The 21,222-nt window shown below is 45.3% G+C and carries 12 protein-coding genes; all 12 read left to right on the forward strand.

What is annotated here, in order from left to right; genetic code table 11:
* Nucleotides 1-171: 171 nt before the first annotated feature.
* The 12 genes from HUX74_RS00595 to HUX74_RS00650 all read left to right on the forward strand — a co-directional run bounded on the left by HUX74_RS00595 (nucleotide 172) and on the right by HUX74_RS00650 (nucleotide 21,202).
* Complete coding sequence (locus HUX74_RS00595) at nucleotides 172-1,392, forward strand: site-specific integrase (RefSeq protein ID WP_174646026.1); 1,221 nt, start codon at nucleotides 172-174, stop codon at nucleotides 1,390-1,392.
* A gap of 12 nt (nucleotides 1,393-1,404) precedes the next feature.
* On the forward strand, nucleotides 1,405-1,788 hold the full coding sequence (locus HUX74_RS00600) for a hypothetical protein (protein WP_008672343.1): 384 nt from the start codon (nucleotides 1,405-1,407) through the stop codon (nucleotides 1,786-1,788).
* Nucleotides 1,789-2,065: 277 nt separating this feature from the next.
* Complete coding sequence (locus HUX74_RS00605) at nucleotides 2,066-3,307, forward strand: primase-helicase family protein (RefSeq protein ID WP_174646027.1); 1,242 nt, start codon at nucleotides 2,066-2,068, stop codon at nucleotides 3,305-3,307.
* Nucleotides 3,308-3,559: 252 nt separating this feature from the next.
* Nucleotides 3,560-4,531, forward strand: a complete 972-nt coding sequence (locus HUX74_RS00610) for a toprim domain-containing protein (RefSeq protein WP_174646028.1) — start codon at nucleotides 3,560-3,562, stop codon at nucleotides 4,529-4,531.
* Nucleotides 4,532-4,797: 266 nt separating this feature from the next.
* Nucleotides 4,798-6,105: a MobV family relaxase gene (mobV, locus tag HUX74_RS00615; RefSeq protein ID WP_018697421.1), complete on the forward strand. Its 1,308-nt coding sequence runs from the start codon at nucleotides 4,798-4,800 to the stop codon at nucleotides 6,103-6,105.
* A 284-nt stretch (nucleotides 6,106-6,389) separates the two neighbouring features.
* Entirely contained in the window at nucleotides 6,390-9,275 is a 2,886-nt protein-coding gene (locus HUX74_RS00620) for a PD-(D/E)XK nuclease family protein (RefSeq protein WP_174646029.1), read from the forward strand.
* A gap of 22 nt (nucleotides 9,276-9,297) precedes the next feature.
* The gene (locus HUX74_RS00625; protein WP_018697426.1) at nucleotides 9,298-10,458 is read left to right on the forward strand and encodes a hypothetical protein; all 1,161 of its coding nucleotides are present in this window, start codon (nucleotides 9,298-9,300) and stop codon (nucleotides 10,456-10,458) included.
* Between the two features lies 1 nt (nucleotide 10,459).
* On the forward strand, nucleotides 10,460-11,269 hold the full coding sequence (locus tag HUX74_RS00630; RefSeq protein WP_117678478.1) for a hypothetical protein: 810 nt from the start codon (nucleotides 10,460-10,462) through the stop codon (nucleotides 11,267-11,269).
* 316 nt (nucleotides 11,270-11,585) lie between these two features.
* Entirely contained in the window at nucleotides 11,586-13,646 is a 2,061-nt protein-coding gene (uvrB, locus tag HUX74_RS00635) for an excinuclease ABC subunit UvrB (RefSeq protein ID WP_117964397.1), read from the forward strand.
* A gap of 86 nt (nucleotides 13,647-13,732) precedes the next feature.
* Complete coding sequence (locus tag HUX74_RS00640; protein WP_117599726.1) at nucleotides 13,733-14,788, forward strand: linear amide C-N hydrolase; 1,056 nt, start codon at nucleotides 13,733-13,735, stop codon at nucleotides 14,786-14,788.
* Between the two features lie 133 nt (nucleotides 14,789-14,921).
* Nucleotides 14,922-18,263, forward strand: coding sequence for an exodeoxyribonuclease V subunit beta (locus HUX74_RS00645; RefSeq protein ID WP_174646030.1), 3,342 nt, complete (start codon nucleotides 14,922-14,924; stop codon nucleotides 18,261-18,263).
* Between the two features lie 44 nt (nucleotides 18,264-18,307).
* The gene (locus HUX74_RS00650; RefSeq protein WP_174646031.1) at nucleotides 18,308-21,202 is read left to right on the forward strand and encodes a PD-(D/E)XK nuclease family protein; all 2,895 of its coding nucleotides are present in this window, start codon (nucleotides 18,308-18,310) and stop codon (nucleotides 21,200-21,202) included.
* Nucleotides 21,203-21,222: the final 20 nt, after the last annotated feature.

The raw sequence follows: 21,222 nt of genomic DNA on the forward strand, positions 1-21,222 counted from the left end.
AATCGGAAAACGCAAAGAAAAGCGGATTTAAGAAGAAGAATGGTTTGCAAATCATTACCCGTGAAAGAGTAAGATTTAACATATGAGAGATGCTATTGCACCGTTTGTCACCGATTTGCGTATCAAGGTCTAACTCGTTGATATTTAACTTTGCAAACAAAAAAAACGAGTATGGCAAGAAGTACATTCAAAGTGCTGTTCTACGTGAACGGCAGCAAGGAGAAAGACGGTATTGTCCCCATCATGGGACGAGTGACAATCAACGGTACTGTGGCGCAGTTCAGTTGCAAGCAGACCATCCCGAAAACCCTTTGGGATGCGAAAGGCAACCGAGCCAAAGGCAAGAGCGCCGAAGCACGGAACATCAATCTGGCATTGGACAACATCAAGGCGCAAATCATCAAGCACTATCAGCGCATATCCGACCGAGAGGCATACGTAACGGCTGAAATGGTGCGCAATGCCTACCAAGGGGTAGGAAGCGAGTATGAGACACTGATAAAGGCTTTTGACAAGGATTGCGCCAACTTCCTGAAACGTGTCGGCAAAGACCGCAGCATCGGCACATACAAGGTCATGGTAAGGGCAAGGAACTATGTCGCAGCCTTTATCAAGTCATTCTACAGACGGACGGATATGTCCATGCTGGAACTTACACCCGACTTCATCAAGGAATTTGCGGCTTATCTTACGGCTGAACGGGGACTGAAAAACGCCACCATCTGGCTGAACTGCATGTGGCTAAAAGGAGTGGTGATGCGTGCGCACTATAACGGACTGATACCGAGAAATCCGTTTGCGCAGTTCCATATCAGCCCGAATGTTAAGGAACGGGAATATCTGACAGAGGACGAAATCAAAAGAATCATGGCGCACGAGTTTGACAACCCCACCCTCACATTGGTGCGGGATCTGTTCATTTTCGCCTGCTTCACCGCCTTGTCTTTTGTAGATATGAAAGAACTCACAACAGACGAAATAGTGGAGGTGAACGGTGAGAAATGGATATTGTCGAAACGGCACAAGACAAATGTCCCGTTCCAAGTGAAGCTGCTGGATATTCCCTTGCAGATAATCGAACGGTACAAGTATCTGTCGGAAGACAAGCTGGTTTTCGGGAAAATCAACTATTGGACGATGTGCAAACAACTGAAAAAGGTAATGGCGGAATGCGGAATAGAGAAGCAAATCTCCTACCACTGTGCACGTCATACGTTTGGAACACTGGCTCTTAGCAAGGGGATGCCCATTGAAAGCGTGAGCCGTGTTTTGGGACATACGAACATTGTCACGACTCAAATCTATGCGAAGATAACCACACAGAAACTTGACAATGACCTGACGATGTTCGGCAACAAGCTGAACGCATCGTTCGGAAGTGTAACCCCATAACCAAGCATAGCCATGAAACGAAGCATCATCACAACGGACGGCAACGGCAACATCACCTTGCCGACCGACATTAGCGCAACCGCCATGAGCGAATGGGAACTTTGCGACCTGTTCGGAGTAACCGCCCCGACATTCCGTGCAGGGCTGAAAGCTCTTTGCAAGAGCGGAATTTTAAGGGAATACGGGATAAGGCGAAGCATACGGGTATCCGATAATTGCTGTATGGAGGTTTACAACCTTGAAGCGATAGTAGCCCTTGCTTTCCATATCGGCACATTCGGAGCGGAACGGGTACGCAATGCCGTTCTTGAAAGACTGTACCTGCGAAAAGAGAAAACAAGCATCTTTTTCTCGCTGAATACCAATGGTATATCCAAATCCGAATACTTCTCGTAGCTGAATGCCTGACATTATTCACTCGGTAAGTCAGTAATTCATTAAGTCAGTACGACAGAACGACAGACGCTCTGATTTTTTCTCCCGAAAAGCGTAATCCGACATTCGCTTTTCGGGAGTTTTTCCGTTTGCAGAACCTGTTTCCTGCCCCAAGCCATCGAAAGTTTTTGTTTCGGGGGCTATTTGTCACCATTCTGCTGTGTTTTGCATAACAACCTATCCGATAATTGATTATATTTTTGTAGCTGGTAATTTTCAAACTTAAAACCATTTGATTATGTCAGCTATCGAACAACAGGACAGCCACAGACCGCCATCGGATGGCGGCATGGCAAAGGAAGAATTTATCCGTGTCGGGACAACGCTCTACAAGATTGTGGAGCAACCGAGACTGAACGGAGGGTATGTGAAGAAACGCATCGCATGGAACAACGAGACCCTGCGACAGGATTACGGCAAGGATTACATCGGCAGCGTTCCCAAGTATGACGGCTTCTGCACCGTACCCGAACACATCGGCTACCGTTCCGTGGTCGGCAAGTTCCTTAACCTCTACGAACCGATAGACCACCGACCGCAGGAGGGCGATTTATCGCATATCCAATCTTTAGTACGGCACATCTTCGGGGAACAGTACGAGTTGGGGATGGACTATCTGCAACTGCTCTACCTGCAACCGATTCAGAAGTTGCCTATCCTGCTGTTGGTGTCGGAAGAACGCAACACGGGCAAAAGCACCTTCCTGAACTTTCTGAAAGCCCTTTTTCAGAACAATGTGACTTTCAACACCAACGAGGATTTCCGCAGCCAGTTCAATTCCGACTGGGCTGGCAAGTTGCTTATCGTGGTGGATGAGGTGCTGCTCAACCGCAGGGAGGATAGCGAGCGGTTGAAGAATCTTAGCACTACCTTATCCTACAAGGTGGAAGCCAAAGGCAAAGACCGTGACGAGATTGCGTTCTTCGCCAAATTCGTGCTGTGTTCCAACAACGAGCATCTGCCCGTAATCATAGACGCAGGGGAAACACGCTATTGGGTGCGCAAGATAGACCGCTTGCAGTCCGATGATACCGACTTCCTGCAAAAGCTGAAAGCGGAGATACCCGCCTTTCTCCATTTCCTGCAACACAGAAAACTGTCCACCGAAAAGGAAAGCCGGATGTGGTTCAACCCCACATTGCTGCATACAGAAGCCTTGCAGAAGATTATCCGCAGCAACCGCAACCGGTTGGAGATAGAGATGCACGAACTTGTCCTTGACATCATGGACAGTGTCGGCACGGATACATTCTCTTTCTGTTACAGCGACATTCTTCTTTTGCTGGTACACTCACAGGTGAAGGTGGAGAAACACCAAGTCCGAAAAGTGTTGCAGGAATGTTGGAAACTTACACCTGCATCCAACGGACTGACTTATACCACTTACCAATTCAACTGCAATCGGGAGTGTCGGTATGAGCCGATAAAGAGAGTGGGACGCTTCTACACCGTCACAAGGGAACAACTCGAATCCTTGTAACACTATCATTTTTTCTGTTGAATTGTTGAATATAGGTATAAATACACTGATAATAAACGATATACATTTTCAGCAAAATCTCAACAAGCCAAAAGAGAAGTTGAGAAACCGCCGACAGCCGTTTGTGGATTTCTCTTTTGGTGAGCGGTTTGTTGAGAAGATGTTGAGAGGTTACGAGGCTGTATATAAACATATTACATTGACAATTCATCAAATCAACAAATTTTCATCAACTTCAAAACCGTATGTAATATGACAATCCAAGATGTAAAGCAAATCAAACTGGCAGACTATCTGCAAAGTCTGGGCTATACGCCTGTAAAGCAACAAGGCAAGAACCTGTGGTACAAATCACCGTTACGGGAAGAAACGGACGCATCGTTCAAGGTAAACACCGAGCTTGAAAAATGGTACGACTTCGGCATCGGCAAAGGCGGTAATATCATTGCATTGGCAGCGGAACTCTACCATTCGGAAGATGTAGCCTATCTGCTGAAACGCATAGAGGAGCGGACAGCATACATCCGCCCTGCATCGTTCTCTTTTGGCAGACAGCATTCCGACAATCAGCCTTATCAGGGATTAAGGGTTGGTGAGTTGTCCTCTCCTGCTCTTATAGCCTATCTGCAAGAAAGGGGAATAAACATCGGACTTGCCAAAAGGGAATGCAGGGAGCTTCGGTTTATGAATGCCGACAAACCCTATTTTGCCATCGGCTTTCCGAACATGGCAGGAGGATATGAAGTGCGCAACAGATACTTCAAGGGATGTGTCGCCCCGAAAGACATCACCCATATCCGACAGCAGGACGGACAACGATGTATGTGTTACCTGTTCGAGGGGTTCATGGATTACCTCTCATTCCTTACCATCCGAGTAAGAAACAATCCGCAACACCCGCGATTGGACACACAGGACTATGTCATACTGAACTCCGTTTCCAATCTTGCGAAAGCGGAAAGCTTATTGGAAACCTACACCCGAATCGGCTGTTTCCTTGACAACGACACGGCTGGACGGAGCACCTGCAAGAAGCTGAAAGAGAAGTTCGGGGAACGGATGCTTGACAAGTCAATGTACTATCGTGATTATAAGGACTTGAACGACTATCTGTGCGGTAAGCCCTTGTCCCAATCGGCAGAGCCGATAAAGGAGAAGAAACAAGTCCAATCCGCAAGGCGGATGATGCAGCCACCGAAAAAGAAAGGGGGATTTCATCTGTAATATGCACGTCCGCTCTCCCAAGGTATTTAGACAGAAATACCATAGCTCAATAGGGCGTTTTCTTCACGCATTACTCCGTAACGCTAAAAACACCCTATCGAGCCAAAGGGAAATCCCTTTGGAAACCCTGTGCAAACGAGAGCAGAAGCCAAACTCGTTTGGATTATGCCGAGTGCTGCAATGGTTCATTTGCATAATAAACCCTGTGAGCCGATGCCGCAGGCAGAGAGAAGAAACATAACGATAACCGCAAAAACAGTAATGATATGGGATATTTTTCATTGGACATTAAGAAGGCAAAGGGTACATCGGACACCACGCAGTCCGACCATATAGAGAGAAAGATAATACCTAAAAACGCAGACCCGACAAGAACACATCTGAACAGGGTGCTTGTCGAATACCCTGATGGCGTTCACGGCAGGGATGAAGCGATTGCCCACAGGCTGAACACGGCAGGCATCAGACGGAAAATCACGCACGACCAAGTCCGCGTTGTCCGGGTGGTTTTGTCGGGTACGCACGAGGACATGATGAACATACAGGAAAAAGGAAAGCTCGACGAATGGTGCAACGACAGCATCCAATGGCTGCAAGCCACATTCGGCAAAGACAATGTGGTTGCCGCCCATCTGCACATGGACGAGAAGACTCCGCACATCCACGCAGCCGTTGTTCCTATCGTGACGGGTGAAAGGCGCAAAGCCAAGAAAGAACAGACGGACGGTAAGCGCAAGTACCGCAAGAAAACAAATTCCGTCCGTTTGTGTGCCGATGACCTGTTCAACCGCCAGACCCTGATTGCCTACCACGACAATTACGCAAGGGTGATGACGAAATACGGATTGCAACGTGGGGTACGGGGCTCGGAAGCACGGCACACTACCACCATGCAGTATTATCGGGACTTGAAAAAGAAAAATGAAACCCTTGAAACCGAAACCAGACTGTTACAGGAGAAGAAAGCCGAGGCGCAGGAGGAACTGAAACAGGTAAAAGCGGAAATCCGCACCGACAAGCTCAAAAGCGCAGCCACCGATACGGCAACCGCCCTTGCAAGCAGTGTGGGTTCTCTTTTCGGAAGTGGAAGAATGAAATCGTTGGAACGCAGGAACGAGGACTTGCAAGACCGCATCCTTGAACTTGAAGACGAAGCCCGACAACGGGAACGGCAACAAGCCGAACAGATACAGGAGATAAGAAACGCTTACGAGCAACAGCACCGCAAGCTGTCGGAGTTTACGGATTTTGTCAGACGCTATTTCCCGTATGTGGAGAAGCTGATGCCTGTAATAAACTTCCTGCGTGACCGATTGGGGTTCAATGACGGAATAATCAGAAGACTGTGCGAGTTCAAGGAGGTCGGGATAAAAGGCGAACTCTATTCTTCCGAATTTAACCGAAGTTTTGATACCCGACACTCCGTCTGTTCCATCAGACAGGACGAAAACGGTAGATTCGATTTCAAGATAGACGGGGTTTCACACGTGAACTGGTTCAGAAAGAAAATGAATGAGTTTAGAGAAGCTATCGGAATACCGAAACCAAGACAGAATAGGAGTATGAAACTGTAAATCAAAAAAATCCGTGATGTTTGAATGGCAGATCACGGATTTTTCTTACCTTTGTATCGGATTGAGGTAACTCTTTCCAAAACATATTAGATAAGAAAGAAGCGTTATGCGCATCAAGTATTTGGAAACGTAGGAAATTTTCAAATTGCATACTCAGATGGCATAGTGGTTCTCACGCTATAGCGTGGGCTGCTATTACTACATCTGTATGCAAGGTTTCCTACGACCTCCAAATAAAGACGTGGCTGTGCAGTTCACGCTTTATATATTTATAAGTAAGAATTATGGATTCAGAAAAAAAATGGGGTTGTATTGGATATGCCCTACTAGCACTTATAACTTGGGGACTTACTCAAGGTTTTAAAGTCGTATGCATAATTATAGGAATTTTAATAGCCATTCTTATAGCTTTTATATTTATATCAAATTTATCAACCAAGCGTTTAATAAAGAAATTTAAGCATCAAAAAGATATATATCCTAATGCATACTCTTTCTTTCGAAAAGAATTACGAATATTCCAGTCTGAAAACAATCTTACAAAACAAGATATAAATAAATTCCTCTCATTCCCTAAAGTTGAATGGGAAAAGAGAGAAAAGCTCGAATTGGAAAGAATACAACGAGAAAAGCAGGTATCAACTGAATATAATATGATTAAAGCCAACTATTCAGATGGACTTACTTGTTGGCAAAAAGAACATCCTTCTGCAAACAAATCAATAATAATAAGTAATATTACGGAAATAATAGATTTCGATAGGCGGCAAAAAGAGTTTTTAAGTACCGAAGAATGGGAAAAGGCACAAATAGCTTTTAGTAAGTTATGTCGTAGCAAAAAATCTACAACGCCACATTCTGGTTGCTATTTTTATAACATGAATTTTCAAAAAACCGACTATAAAGGAAATATCATACAAGGAGAATATCGCATATGGCAATTCTTTTTTTCAAGTTTTTGCACTGCAACCGATTTAGATTACACTCATTTTAAACAGACGCAAGAGAATAACATTAATATAGATAAATATAAGGAGGGAAAAATAAATACCCCTTCTTATATCAACATAGAGATTAGTAACTTTATAAAATCATTGGGTGTCCCTGTGCAAGTAATCGCATATGGGGCTGAATTCGATGAAAATCTTCAAGTTCAGTTTTTAACTCTTGATTTGGCTGTACTTGGATTTCAATCATGTGCTCTCCATCATATAGATGAATTATCTTCAAACTATGTTGTTATTATTGATGGAGTAACAACACAAGACTTGTTTGTAAAAAGATGCGAATCTGTAATACAGAAATTTAAGCATCAAAAGCCCTGTATTGTTTATATTTCTTTAATGAAAGAGTTTTCTCGGGAAGAGATGCAAAAACTCATTGATAAAAAGAACATAGAAGTGCAGCAACAAAAACAAATAAAAGATGAAATCAATTCTATTTCTAATGCATTAAAGTCTGCTGATATTGAGACGGCAAAAGAAAAAGTCAAGAAGGTTAAAGATTTTGCTTTGTCTAAAAGCGTAGATAAAGAATTGATAGATGTCATTTGCAAAACAGAGAAAAAAATAGAAAGTGATTATGCTGTTGGAGTGGTTGATGATTTTGATGTTCAATATGTTGATTATTTGATGCCATCAGTTGTCCAAGATAAGAGTAACTGGAAATATCCAGTAACTAAATATCCTGAAGATGGCTGTATTGTTTTTCCATACAGAAGAAAAGCTATAGCAAGAAGAGGGTTCAGTGAAGCTAAATTCCAAAATTATCTACAAGATACTTTCAGGGGATGTGATTTACTTATACTCAGTGATTGCAATATACTTCCTGTAGAAGATAACAGGCCTTTTGAACCAGATATAGCGATTATATGCAAAAAGCACCCATCTATAAGAATAGACATTGAAATAGACGAACCATATGCTGCATTTACACGAAAACCTATACATTATATAGGATGTGGAGATGATTTTCGTGATGCACTTCTGAATAATATCGGATGGATTGTTATTCGTTTTACTGAATATCAAGTTTTTTCCAATCCTAAGGGATGTGCGGCTTTTATAGCACAAGTTCTTCATTATATACAACCCTCTATGGTTTTACCAATCGATTTTCTCTCATGTTCTACTCCAAAGGAAATTGAACGATGGACAGAAATCGAAGCCAAAGTTATGGCAAGTGAAAATACTCGCGAGAAATACTTGAACCATGAATTTGGTATTGTTGACAATGAGAAACTTGAAATTGCAGACATAACACAAACGGAAAAAGAAAGGGTTTGTGCCAAGAGAATGAAACCATTGGTGTTTTCTTCAAATAGAAAAGTAAACTATAAAATAGGAGAACCTGTTTTTTGCGAAAAAGACGTTCATATTCAATTCTATCCACAAGAACATATTTATCTATATGATGGACAGGAACAATTTATTCCTGTCAGCAGTGTGATATCTTGTTTCTTTAAGCCATTTGATTCATACTATTGGTCAGAATATAAAGCTAATCAACGAAATATATCACAAGGACAGATTCTTGAAGAATGGGATTCAAAAGGTGCGTGTTCACGTGATGTCGGAACTTTTATGCACCAACAAATAGAAAACTATTATAAGGGACTTCCATATCAACAAGAATTCTCTTTCAAATATGACGGAAAATATGTTCACATAGAAGAACAAATTTCTCTTGAACTTGAATATATGCAATTCATAGAGTTTCTCGAAAACCACAAATTTAAACCGTTTAGAACAGAATGGGCTATATATGATGACGAACTAAAAATTGCTGGTACAATAGATATGATACATAAACGTGGAGATGTTTTTGACATATATGATTGGAAACGTAGTCATCGCATTGTCGATTTTTGGGGTAAACCGATTGCGGTAAACAACTATGGCGAGAAAGGGTTAGGTGAACTCAATCAAATTGAGGATACGCCATATTGGCATTATTGTATTCAACAGAACCTATATCGCTATATTCTCGAAAGAAATTATGACATAATTATCGAAAAGATGTATCTTGTGGTTTTCTGTGATGATACAAATGAATACAGAAAATTGGAAGTGCCACGTATGGATGAAGTCATAATTTCTATAGTAAAATCCTGTAAGAACGGGACTGTTAAGAAGCGGTTGATAACATTACAGGGAGAAAATCTATCATAACATTGATAATTAAGTTTTTTGTATGGAAGATAATTATTACATCAAAACTCTCCTTGAGAAAATTGAGTCTGCTGACCCAAAATCGTTCAGTCAATTTGCACATGAACATCCCATTTGTTTTCAAGAGAAAAAGGGCAATTGGCTCTTTCCTATGATGTTTGATTTTTATGTGAATAAAATACACAATGAGTATATCATATCTTTACTTAAAGAGTTGGGACTGTATCTACACAATAAATGTAAGAATTATGAAATGTCTGAAATTACTATGATTGATAGAAGTTTGTGCATAGATGATTCGTTTGTGGATAATTATGTCCTCAAAGTTCAAAATGCACAAAATGACAAGCCTAAATTCAAAGATTTAAATTCTCCTTGGCGTACAAGGGGAATTTCATTAGCATTATATGAAATTCCTACTTTTGTATTAAATTCTATCATATTTGAATTTAAAGATACAGAGCATCCATATATACTTGCTGATATAGCAGGTATGTATATGTATGGGCAAAAGTTCGAAGAAGGGCTAAATTATCTTTATCGAAGTATAAATCAACTTGCAATGTTCCCGAATCGATATTGGAATAGTGATTATGGATTAGCTGGGGCAGCAAATACTTTTAGATTATTACTATTGATGTGCCCTAAAAACCATATGGAACTATATAGAAAGATTTATTCATATGATTATCTATATTTGACAAAATTAGCCTGTACAACAAATGATGAAATCTTTCAACAGGAAGCTTATGTAAATAGGGCATCTATTGCTATGGATTCTATGGCAAGGTATATAATTCCAATAAATATCAATCCTGACTTGTTGTACATTTCTGATATGTACTATGCGCATTATTGTAATGAATTAGCAACCCAAATATCAATATCTTCGGGATGGAAGTATAATATGAAATCACTTACCTATTATCAACACGCATCTATTAAACCTAATGATACGGGAGGATATGTTGATATTGAAGAAAAAACATATAATGAAATTGTATCAGCAAAACACGAGCAGGCAAAATCAATAGCTTTGTTGTTTTATACAGGAATCTGTGCGGAGGATGGCAAATTAACAAGTCGTAATATTGAATCTTTATTTAAGATATTACAATATGAATGTAGGTACAATTACAAAGAAACAAGAAAAAGAGTGTTAAACTTTAAATCATACAAATAACATGGATTTTTTTGAATTTTTATTCGGTAAAAAGGAAGATAAAAATGTGAGTTCACAATCATCTTCAAGTGTAAACAATTGTAAGTCTGAATCTACGATAAAGTCAGTTCTGCAATCAGAAGCTCCATCTATGGACCCTATAGAACAATATGTAAAGGAAAGTGTAACAGACCTGAAAAAACACATGCCTCTTAATACAAAAGACCTTGAAGCAGAAGCTATTTATCTTGCAGCATATCTTTATCTGAAAGGTTCTTATCAGATTGACTTTGAATTAGATTACTTCTCGGAAGGTCTTATTGATAAGATCCCATCAAGAAACTTCAATGTTGCTGATAAGGTGTTTTCATACATGGTAAAATATGGAGAAGGACACTATGGAGTAGAAGAACGGGATTATGGTATTAATGGTTATAAAATGAATATTCAAATGTGTTCTGATTATGGTAGTTATGTGAAGAGCTATTTTATAAGAGCACATAAAATCGGTTCAGGGCAAGATTATAATCACTTTAGTTCACCAAGAAACTGTTTATGGAGAAATGGAGAAAAAACTATAGATAGTCCAACCCAACGAGACATCTACTACAAATTTAGCAAGGGCACGTTTGAATTTATGATACCACCATACAATCCTCTTGTTGTAGGACGTGTAACAAAACAAGATGAATCAACTCTACGTTGTGAATCAAATGATGGAAGAAGAACATTTGTTTTCCACTTTAATGGCGCATTAAAGCCAAGTTGTTTGGATTATATAGAGATGTATCGAAATGATAAGGGAGATATGGTTTCTTATCACAAAGAATAGCCTTTAAAACATTTTTTCTATATCAAAAGAAATTAGACAAATATTCAAGTGCTGTACTATCTAAGGGACATAATAAATAGTACAGTGCTTTTTATATATAAGTAAAATTCGTATCTTTGCAACAAAATAAGAGTTCCTTGTAAGCAATTCAAGGTAGAACGCAGCAGATTGCACAGTTGCCAAGTCATTACCTCAAAAATGGGTAATTCTCCCAAAGTCCTTTGTATAAGGCACTAACGAAAGTTTTCCAGAATTACAAAAAAATTTTGTTTATCTCAAAGATTTTACCGAATATTGCCGCTTCTAAGAAGAGAAAATGAACAAATTCGAACTGACATCCGCTTACCAGCCCACCGGTGACCAACCGGAGGCCATCGCACAGCTGACCGAAGGCGTGCGCGAGGGGCTTCCCGCACAGACATTACTTGGTGTCACCGGGTCCGGAAAGACATTCACCATAGCCAACGTCATTGCCAACATCAACAAACCAACGCTGATATTGAGCCACAACAAGACGCTGGCCGCCCAGTTGTACAGCGAGTTCAAAGGATTCTTCCCGAACAATGCTGTGGAATACTATGTGTCCTACTACGACTATTACCAGCCCGAAGCCTATCTGCCCTCTTCGGACACTTATATAGAAAAAGACCTTGCCATCAACGACGAGATAGACAAGTTGCGCCTTGCCGCCACCTCGGCCCTGCTTTCGGGCAGAAAAGACGTAGTGGTGGTATCCTCCGTTTCGTGCATCTACGGCATGGGGAACCCGGCAGACTTCTATAACAACGTCATCGAAGTGCAGCAAGGCAAGAATTTCAGTCGCAATGTCTTCCTGCGACGCTTGGTGGACAGTCTTTATGTACGCAACGACATTGACCTGAACCGTGGCAACTTCCGCGTGAAAGGCGATACGGTGGACATTTATCTGGCTTACGCCGACAACCTGCTGCGCGTCACCTTTTGGGGAGACGAGGTGGATAGCATTGAAGAGGTAGACCCTCTGAGCGGCGTAACTGTTGCCAAGTTCGACGCTTATAAGATTTATCCCGCCAACCTCTTCATGACCACCAAAGAAGCCACATTACGTGCCATCCACGAAATAGAGGACGACCTTCACAAGCAGGTACAATGGTTTGAAAACGAAGGCCGCCCATTCGAAGCCAAACGCTTGCAGGAACGGGTGACCTACGATATGGAAATGATACGCGAATTGGGGCATTGCTCCGGCATTGAGAATTATTCGCGCTACTTTGACGGACGTGCTGCCGGTACCCGCCCCTACTGCCTGCTGGACTTCTTCCCCGAAGATTTCCTGATAGTCATTGACGAAAGCCATGTCAGCGTTCCGCAGATACGTGCCATGTATGGAGGTGACCGTGCCCGCAAGATAAACCTGGTGGAGTACGGGTTCCGCTTGCCGGCTGCCATGGATAACCGCCCGCTGAAGTTCGATGAATTCGAGGAGATGGCCAAGCAAGTGATTTATGTCAGCGCCACACCGGCAGATTACGAGCTGATGAAATCCGAAGGCATCGTAGTAGAGCAGGTCATCCGCCCGACCGGACTCTTGGATCCTATCATCCAGGTACGTCCCAGCCACAACCAGATAGATGACCTAATGGAAGAGATACAGCTGCGCATCGAGAAGAACGAGCGTACCCTCGTCACCACCCTCACCAAACGAATGGCGGAAGAACTGACGGAATATCTGCTGAACAACAACGTGAAGTGTAATTACATCCACAGCGACGTAGATACTTTGGAGCGTGTAAAGATTATGGGTGACTTGCGCGAAGGCGTTTACGATGTACTTGTCGGCGTCAATCTGCTGCGTGAAGGCCTCGACCTGCCCGAAGTCTCTCTCGTTGCCATCCTCGATGCAGACAAGGAAGGTTTCCTCCGTTCCCATCGCTCACTGACACAGACTGCCGGGCGTGCCGCCCGTAACGTGAACGGCATGGTCATCATGTATGCCGACAAGATAACGGACAGCATGCAACTGACCATCGACGAAACCAACCGCCGTCGCGAGAAACAGTTGAAGTACAACGAAGAGCACGGCATCACGCCCCAGCAAATCAAGAAAGCGAAGAACCTCAATGTGTTTGCCACCAACGAGGCTGCCGGCGAAGCCGTCCTCAGCGGCGAGAAGTTCACTTCCAGTGCCCCCCGTCCCTATGTGGAACAAGAAAGTACATCTACGCTGGCTGCCGACCCGATAGTGCAGTACATGAGCCGCAAGCAACTGGAAAAGAGTATCGAACGTACCAAGAAGCTTATGCAGGAAGCCGCCAAGAAGCTCGACTTTATCGAAGCCGCCCAGTACCGTGACGAAGTACTGAAAATGGAAGAATTGCTGAAAGAAAAAGACGAGTAAGGAATTTCACCTCTTTTCCTCAAACTATACTCCTCTCCTTTTGTTACTCTATGAAACAGAGTATTAATCATAAAAACAAAAGCGAGATGAATAAACCAATAAAGACAATAGCTGTTGCACTGGCTGCCATAGCCGCCATGAGTGTACAACAAACAGAAGCGTGTACCCGCGCCACCTACATCGGTCCTGACAATACAGTCATTACGGGACGTACGATGGACTGGAAAGAAGACCTTATGAGTAACATCTATGTATTCCCACGAGGCATGCAAAGGGCAGGTTACAACAAAGGAAATACGGTGAACTGGACTTCCAGGTACGGCAGTGTCATTGCCACCGGTTATGACATAGGAACCTGCGACGGTATGAACGAGAAAGGTCTGGTTGCCAGCCTGCTCTTCCTTCCAGAGTCCGTTTACCATCGACCGGGAGACAACCGCCCGATTATGGGCATCAGTATCTGGACGCAATACGTACTCGACAATTTTGCAACCGTACGCGAAGCTGTAGATGAACTGAAAAAAGAATCCTTCCGCATTGATGCACCGGACCTGCCCAACGGTGCCGCTTCCACCCTGCATCTGGCCATCACAGATGAAACCGGAAACACGGCTGTCTTGGAATACATAGACGGAAACCTTGAGATACATGAAGGAAAGCAATATCAAGTAATGACCAACTCTCCCAAATATGAACTCCAGCTGGGTATCAACGACTATTGGAAAGAGGTAGGCGGACTGAATATGTTACCGGGAACCAACCGCTCCAGCGACCGCTTTGTACGCGCATCATTCTACATCAATGCCATTCCGCAAACAGCAGATGCAAAGATTGCCGTACCCAGTGTATTGAGCGTAATGCGCAATGTTTCTGTACCGTTCGGTATCACCACACCAGACAAGCCTCATATCTCCTCCACCCGTTGGCGTTCTGTATCCGACCAGAAAAACAAAGTATATTATTTTGAATCTACCATGACTCCCAACTTGTTCTGGCTCGACCTGAATAAAATTGATTTCAGTCCGAATGCAAGCATCAAGAAGCTTTCGCTGACGAACGGAGAAATCTATGCAGGAGATGCCGTAAAAGATTTGAAAGACAGCAAGGGATTTGTATTCCTATTCCAGACACCGGTAATGTAGTATAGACCATACGTATAGCCTCTTGATAACGGATGCTTCCCCACTTATTTCTATTAAGAGAAAGCAGGGAAGCATTCATTTTTTCATTATTTTTATGTACGTTTGCAGATATATACTCAATGCAGCAACTTACATGGAATTATTAGTATACAAAGCCTCCGCCGGCTCCGGCAAGACCTTTACGCTGGCTGTGGAATACATCAAGCATTTGATAATCAATCCACGCGCCTACCGGCAGATACTTGCCGTAACCTTCACTAACAAGGCCACGGCAGAGATGAAGGAGCGCATACTGACACAGCTTTACGGCATCTGGAAGGGAGAACCCGCATCGAAAGCGTATTTGGAAAGGATTAAGGATGGAGGGTTAAGGATAAAAGATGAAAAGGCGGGAAACGGAAACAATCGGCTGTTGACGGACGAAGACATCCGCCAACGGGCCGGCATGGCACTGCAATACATGCTGCACGACTACAGCCGTTTCCGAGTGGAAACCATCGACTCCTTCTTCCAATCCGTGATGCGCAACCTTGCCCGCGAACTGGAACTAAGTCCTAACCTAAGCATAGAGCTGAACAACAGTGAAGTGCTGAGTGATGCCGTAGACAGCCTCATCGAAAAACTTACCCCCACTTCTCCCGTGCTGGCGTGGCTACTGGACTACATCGACGAGCGTATCCGCGACGACAAACGCTGGAACGTATCGAACGAGGTGAAAAGTTTCGGACGAAATATCTTCGATGAAAGCTACATAGAACGCGGTGAAAAACTACGGCAATGCCTGCGTACTCCGAATACGCTGAAACTCTACCGGGATGTGCTGCGCGATATGGAAACCGAGGCTCTGGAACAGATGAAAAGCTTCTACGACCAGTTTGAGGGCGAACTGGAAGGGCATGCCCTTACTCCCGAAGACTTGAAAGGAGGTGCCCGAGGTATCGGCAGTTACTTCCGCAAGCTGCGCGATGGCAGACTTTCTGACAAGGATGTGCTGAACGCCACCCTGCAAAACAGCCTGACAGATGCAAAAAACTGGGCAACGAAAACATCCTCACGAAAGGACGACATCATCCGTCTGGCAGAAACCAGTCTGATGCCTCTACTGCAGGAAGCCGAAAGAATGCGTCCGCAACGCAACCGTACCCTGAACAGTTGCCGCCTCTCGCTCCAGCACCTCAACAAACTGCAACTTCTCAATCATATCGACGAAGAGGTACGCACGCTAAACCGGGAGCACAACCGCTTTCTGCTCTCGGATACCAACGCCCTACTGCACAAACTGGTGCGCGAGGGTGACTCTTCGTTCGTCTTCGAGAAAATCGGCGCCAACATACGCAACGTCATGATTGACGAGTTCCAGGACACCAGCCGCATGCAATGGGACAACTTCCGCCTACTGCTGCTCGAAGGACTTTCGCAAGGAGCCGACAGTCTGATTGTGGGAGATGTGAAGCAGTCCATCTACCGCTGGCGGAACGGGGACTGGGGAATACTGAATAGTTTAGGCAATGAAGAATTGAAAATGGAGAATAGAGAATCAAGTTCTCCATTAAACAACTTCCCCGTCCGTGTGGAAACCCTAAAAACAAACCGACGTAGCGAAACCAACATTATCCGTTTCAACAACCAAGTATTTACCGCTGCCATAGACTACCTCAATACGCTACACCTGAACGAACTGAAAGAGGATTGCCTACCCCTGAAACGCGCTTATGCCGACGTAGTGCAGGAATCGCCCAAGAACACGGAGTACGGCTACGTAAAAGCCACCTTCCTGGAACCGGACGATGAACACAACTATACAGAGCAGACCCTTCTCGCTTTAGGAGAAGAGGTGCAACGGCTGCTGGAAGAGGGCGTAACACTGAATGATATCACCATCCTTGTCCGCAAGAACAAGAATATCCCGCCGATAGCCGACTATTTTGACAAAGAACTGCATCTCTCTGTCGTGTCCGACGAAGCTTTCCGTCTGGATGCCTCCCTTGCCATCTGCATGCTGATGGATGCCCTGCGCTGCCTGTCGAATCCGGAGAACAAGATTGCGGAGGCTGCACTGATGGAGAATTACAAATTACAAATGACAAATGACGAGCAACCGGAATTCACAACAGCCACTCCCCTTCCCGAAGCCTTTACCTCCCGACGGGAAACGCTGCGCCTGATGCCTTTGTATGAGTTACTGGAAGAACTGTTCAGCATCTTCACCATGAGCTGCATTGAAAAGCAGGATGCCTACCTCTTCTCCTTTTTCGATGCTGTGACGGAGTATCTGCAAAGCAATTCTTCCGAGCTGGACAGCTTCATCCGCTACTGGGACGAAACCCTTTGCAGCAAGACCATCCCCAGCGGTGAGATGGACGGTATACGTATCCTCTCCATCCACAAGTCCAAAGGACTGGAATTCCATTCCGTACTGATTCCCTTCTGCGACTGGAAGCTGGAGAACGAAACCAACAACCAGCTGGTGTGGTGCATCCCACCGGAAGAGCCCTATAATGCCATCAGCTTAGTGCCGGTGAACTATTCCACCACCATGGCGGAATCCATATACCGGCAGGACTATCTGCACGAACGGCTTCAGCTATGGGTGGACAATCTGAATCTGCTGTACGTGGCCTTTACCCGTGCCGGCAAGAACCTCATCCTCTGGAGCCGGAAGGAACAGAAGGGAACCATGTCCGAACTCCTTGCCAACACCTTGCCCCGCATAGCCAAAGACGGAGCAGGCAGTTGGGACGAAGAAGCTGCCATATACGAGAACGGCAAGATTTGTCCCTCCTCCATCCCCGTCTCACAGCACGACGCAGACAACCCTACTGATGACGAAGCCAAACCTCTATGCTACGAACAGAAACCTCTATACTGCGAACGTAAACCTGAGGTTTATGAACAGCAACCGGTCAACAGACTTTCGCAAAAGCCGGTCAAACTGCCCGTCCACATGGAGAGTATGCTCCACGACATCGAGTTCCGGCAATCCAACCGTTCGGCAGACTTCATAGCAGGAGTGGACGAAGCAGAATCCAGCCAGCGTTTCATCAACCGGGGACGTTTGCTGCATACCTTATTCTCTGCTATCGAAACCGAAGAAGATATTGACAATGCCATCAGCCAGCTCGTCTTTGAAGGAGTAATTGGACGAAGTGAGACGGAAGAAGAAATACGCGACCTCACCGAACGCGCCTTCTCCCTGCCCCAAGTCAAGGACTGGTATTCGGGGACGTGGCGGCTGTTCAATGAATGCGACATCATCTGGCAGGAAAACGGCGAACTGCGGACACGCCGCCCGGACCGTGTGATGATGCGTGGTGAAGAAATCGTAGTGGTAGACTTCAAGTTCGGAAAGCCGAATAAGAAGTACAACAAGCAAGTACAGAGATACATGCAACTGCTGGTCCGCATGGGGTATGCCGCAGAAAATATACGGGGCTACTTGTGGTATGTAGAGGAGAACAACATAGAACCGGTATAAACTCACTCTCCATCCACTATCAACTATCAATTATCAACTGAATTATGAAAACATTTCTCCAACTGGTCGCCCACGACCTTTACGCCAAAATAGGAAACGACCTCTCGCGCACCGCCATCGTTTTCCCCAACAAACGTGCCAGTCTGTTCTTCAACGAATACCTGGCAGCCGAAACGGACCGCCCCTTGTGGTCGCCCGCCTACGTCAGCATCAGCGAACTATTCCGGCAACTCTCGCCACTAAAGTCCGGTGACCCCATCCGCCTGGTATGCGAACTGTATAAGGTGTTCCGCGAAGAGACCCACAGTGAAGAGACTCTGGATGACTTCTACTTCTGGGGAGAACTGCTCATCAGCGACTTCGACGACGTGGACAAAAACCTCGTAGATGCCGACAAGCTCTTCAGCAATCTGCAGGAACTGAAGAACATCATGGACGGCTACGACTTCCTTGACCAAGAGCAGGAAGAAGCCATCCGCCAATTCTTCCAAAATTTCTCCATAGAAAAGCGCACGGAGCTGAAAGCAAAATTCATCTCCCTCTGGGATAAGTTGGGCGACATCTACCGCCACTACCGCCGAAACCTCACGGAACTTGGCATCGCCTACGAAGGCATGATGTACCGCAATGTCATGGAGCAACTCAACACCGACCGACTACGCTACGACCGCTATGTATTTGTCGGCTTCAACGTGCTGAATAGAGTAGAAACCCGTTTCTTTCAGCTCTTGCAGAATGCCGGAAAAGCGATGTTCTATTGGGACTATGACGTATTCTACACCCGCCTCCCACGCGAACAAAAACCACCCTATACCCACGAAGCAGGCGAATTCATCCTCCGCAACCTAAAGCTGTTCCCCAACCAGCTCCCCGAAAAATCCTTTGATGTACTGCGGAAACCCAAGAATGTACGCTTTATCTCCGCTTCTACGGAAAATGCACAAGCCCGTTACTTGCCTCAATGGATTAGGGAGAACGAAAAACAGAGAAATGAAGAATCTTCATTAAAGGATACTGCCGTCGTCCTCTGCAACGAATCCCTGCTGCTTCCCGTCCTCCACTCCATTCCGGCAGAGGTAAAGAACGTCAACATCACAATGGGATTCCCCCTTGCCCAAACTCCGGTATACAGCTTCATCAACGCCCTTGTAGAACTACAGACTACCGGCTACCACACAGGTACCGGACGATATACTTACGAGACCGTACTCACCCTGCTGAAACATCCTTATACCCGGCAGCTTTCCTCCCATGCCGAAGTACTGGAAAGACGGCTTACGCAGGACAACCGCTTCTATCCTCTTCCCTCGGAGCTGAAGCAGGACGCATTCCTTGAACAAGTCTTTACACCACAGAACGGCATCGCCGCCCTATGCAGCTACCTCACCGAACTGCTTCGCGAAGTAGCCGTCCTCTACCGCCAGGAAAAAGACGTGGAAGACATCTTCAACCAGCTGTACCGTGAGTCTCTGTTCAAAAGTTACACTCTCGTCAATCGCCTGCTCAATCTGATAGAGACCGGGGAAGTGAGTAGCCTGCGCACAGACACGCTGAAGCGACTGCTGAACCGGCTGCTTACCTCTGCCAACATCCCCTTCCACGGAGAGCCCGCCATCGGCATGCAAGTAATGGGTGTGCTGGAAACGCGTAACCTCGACTTCCGCAATCTCATCATGCTCTCCCTCAACGAAGGGCAATTGCCCAAAGCCGGAGGCGAGTCCTCCTTCATCCCCTACAACCTAAGGAAAGCCTTCGGCATGACCACCATAGAGCACAAAAATGCCGTCTATGCCTACTACTTTTACCGCCTCATCCAGCGGGCAGAAAACGTCACCTTATTATATAACACCTCTTCGGACGGACTGAACCGCGGGGAAATGTCCCGCTTCATGCTGCAATTCCTGGTAGAATCGCCACACAACATCTCCCTTGAGTACCTTGAAGCCGGACAATCCCCCCAGCAAGCCCGGGAAATTGAGATTCACAAGACACCGGAGATGTTGCAACAGATGTTTGATGCCTACGACATCCACCGACGTCCCCAAGCGTTCTTCTCCCCCTCTGCCCTCAATGCCTATCTGGACTGCCGGCTGAAATTCTACTACCGATACGTAGCCGGCCTGAAAGCTCCCGATGAAGTAAGCGCCGAGATAGACTCCGCCCTCTTCGGCACCATCTTCCACCGTTCTGCCGAACTGGTGTACAACGAACTGATAGCCAACGGACGGGAGATACGTAAAGATGACCTGGAACAATTACTGAAAGACGATATTCGCCTGCAAGCCTATGTGGACAATGCTTTCAAAGAAAAGTTCTTCCATGTGCCCCTTACGGAGCAACCGGAGTATAACGGTACGCAGCTCATCCATTCCAAAGTCATCGCCTCTTACCTGCGCCAGCTCCTGCGCAATGACCTGCAATATGCCCCGTTCCGTATGGAGGGCATGGAACAGGACGTCAGAGAAACGATGGAAATAGATACTCCGCAAGGAAAGCTTGCCTTACAGATAGGCGGTACCATCGACCGCCTGGACAGCAAAGGAGACACGCTACGTATTGTGGACTACAAGACAGGCGGTACTCCCAAGACTCCAGAAAATATAGAACAACTGTTTACTCCCGCCGACAACCGTCCCAACTATATTTTCCAGACGTTTCTGTACGCCGCTATCCTCTGCCGCAAGCAATCGCTGAAGGTAGCCCCTTCCCTGCTCTACATCCACCGGGCAGCTTCCGAAAGCTACTCCCCGATCATCGAAATGGGAGCGCCACGACAACCCAAGGTACCGGTCAACAACTTCGCTTTCTTCGAAGACGAGTTTCGCGAACGGCTGCACGGACTCCTGCAGGAGATATTCAGCCAAGAAGAAACATTCAGCCAAACAGAGGATACCCGGAAATGTGAATATTGCGATTTCCGCAGTCTGTGTAAGAGATAAAAAAACAGACCATCTGTTCA

It is taken from the genome of Bacteroides sp. Marseille-P8574, assembly GCF_902825465.1.
Taxonomy (GTDB): domain Bacteria; phylum Bacteroidota; class Bacteroidia; order Bacteroidales; family Bacteroidaceae; genus Bacteroides; species Bacteroides uniformis.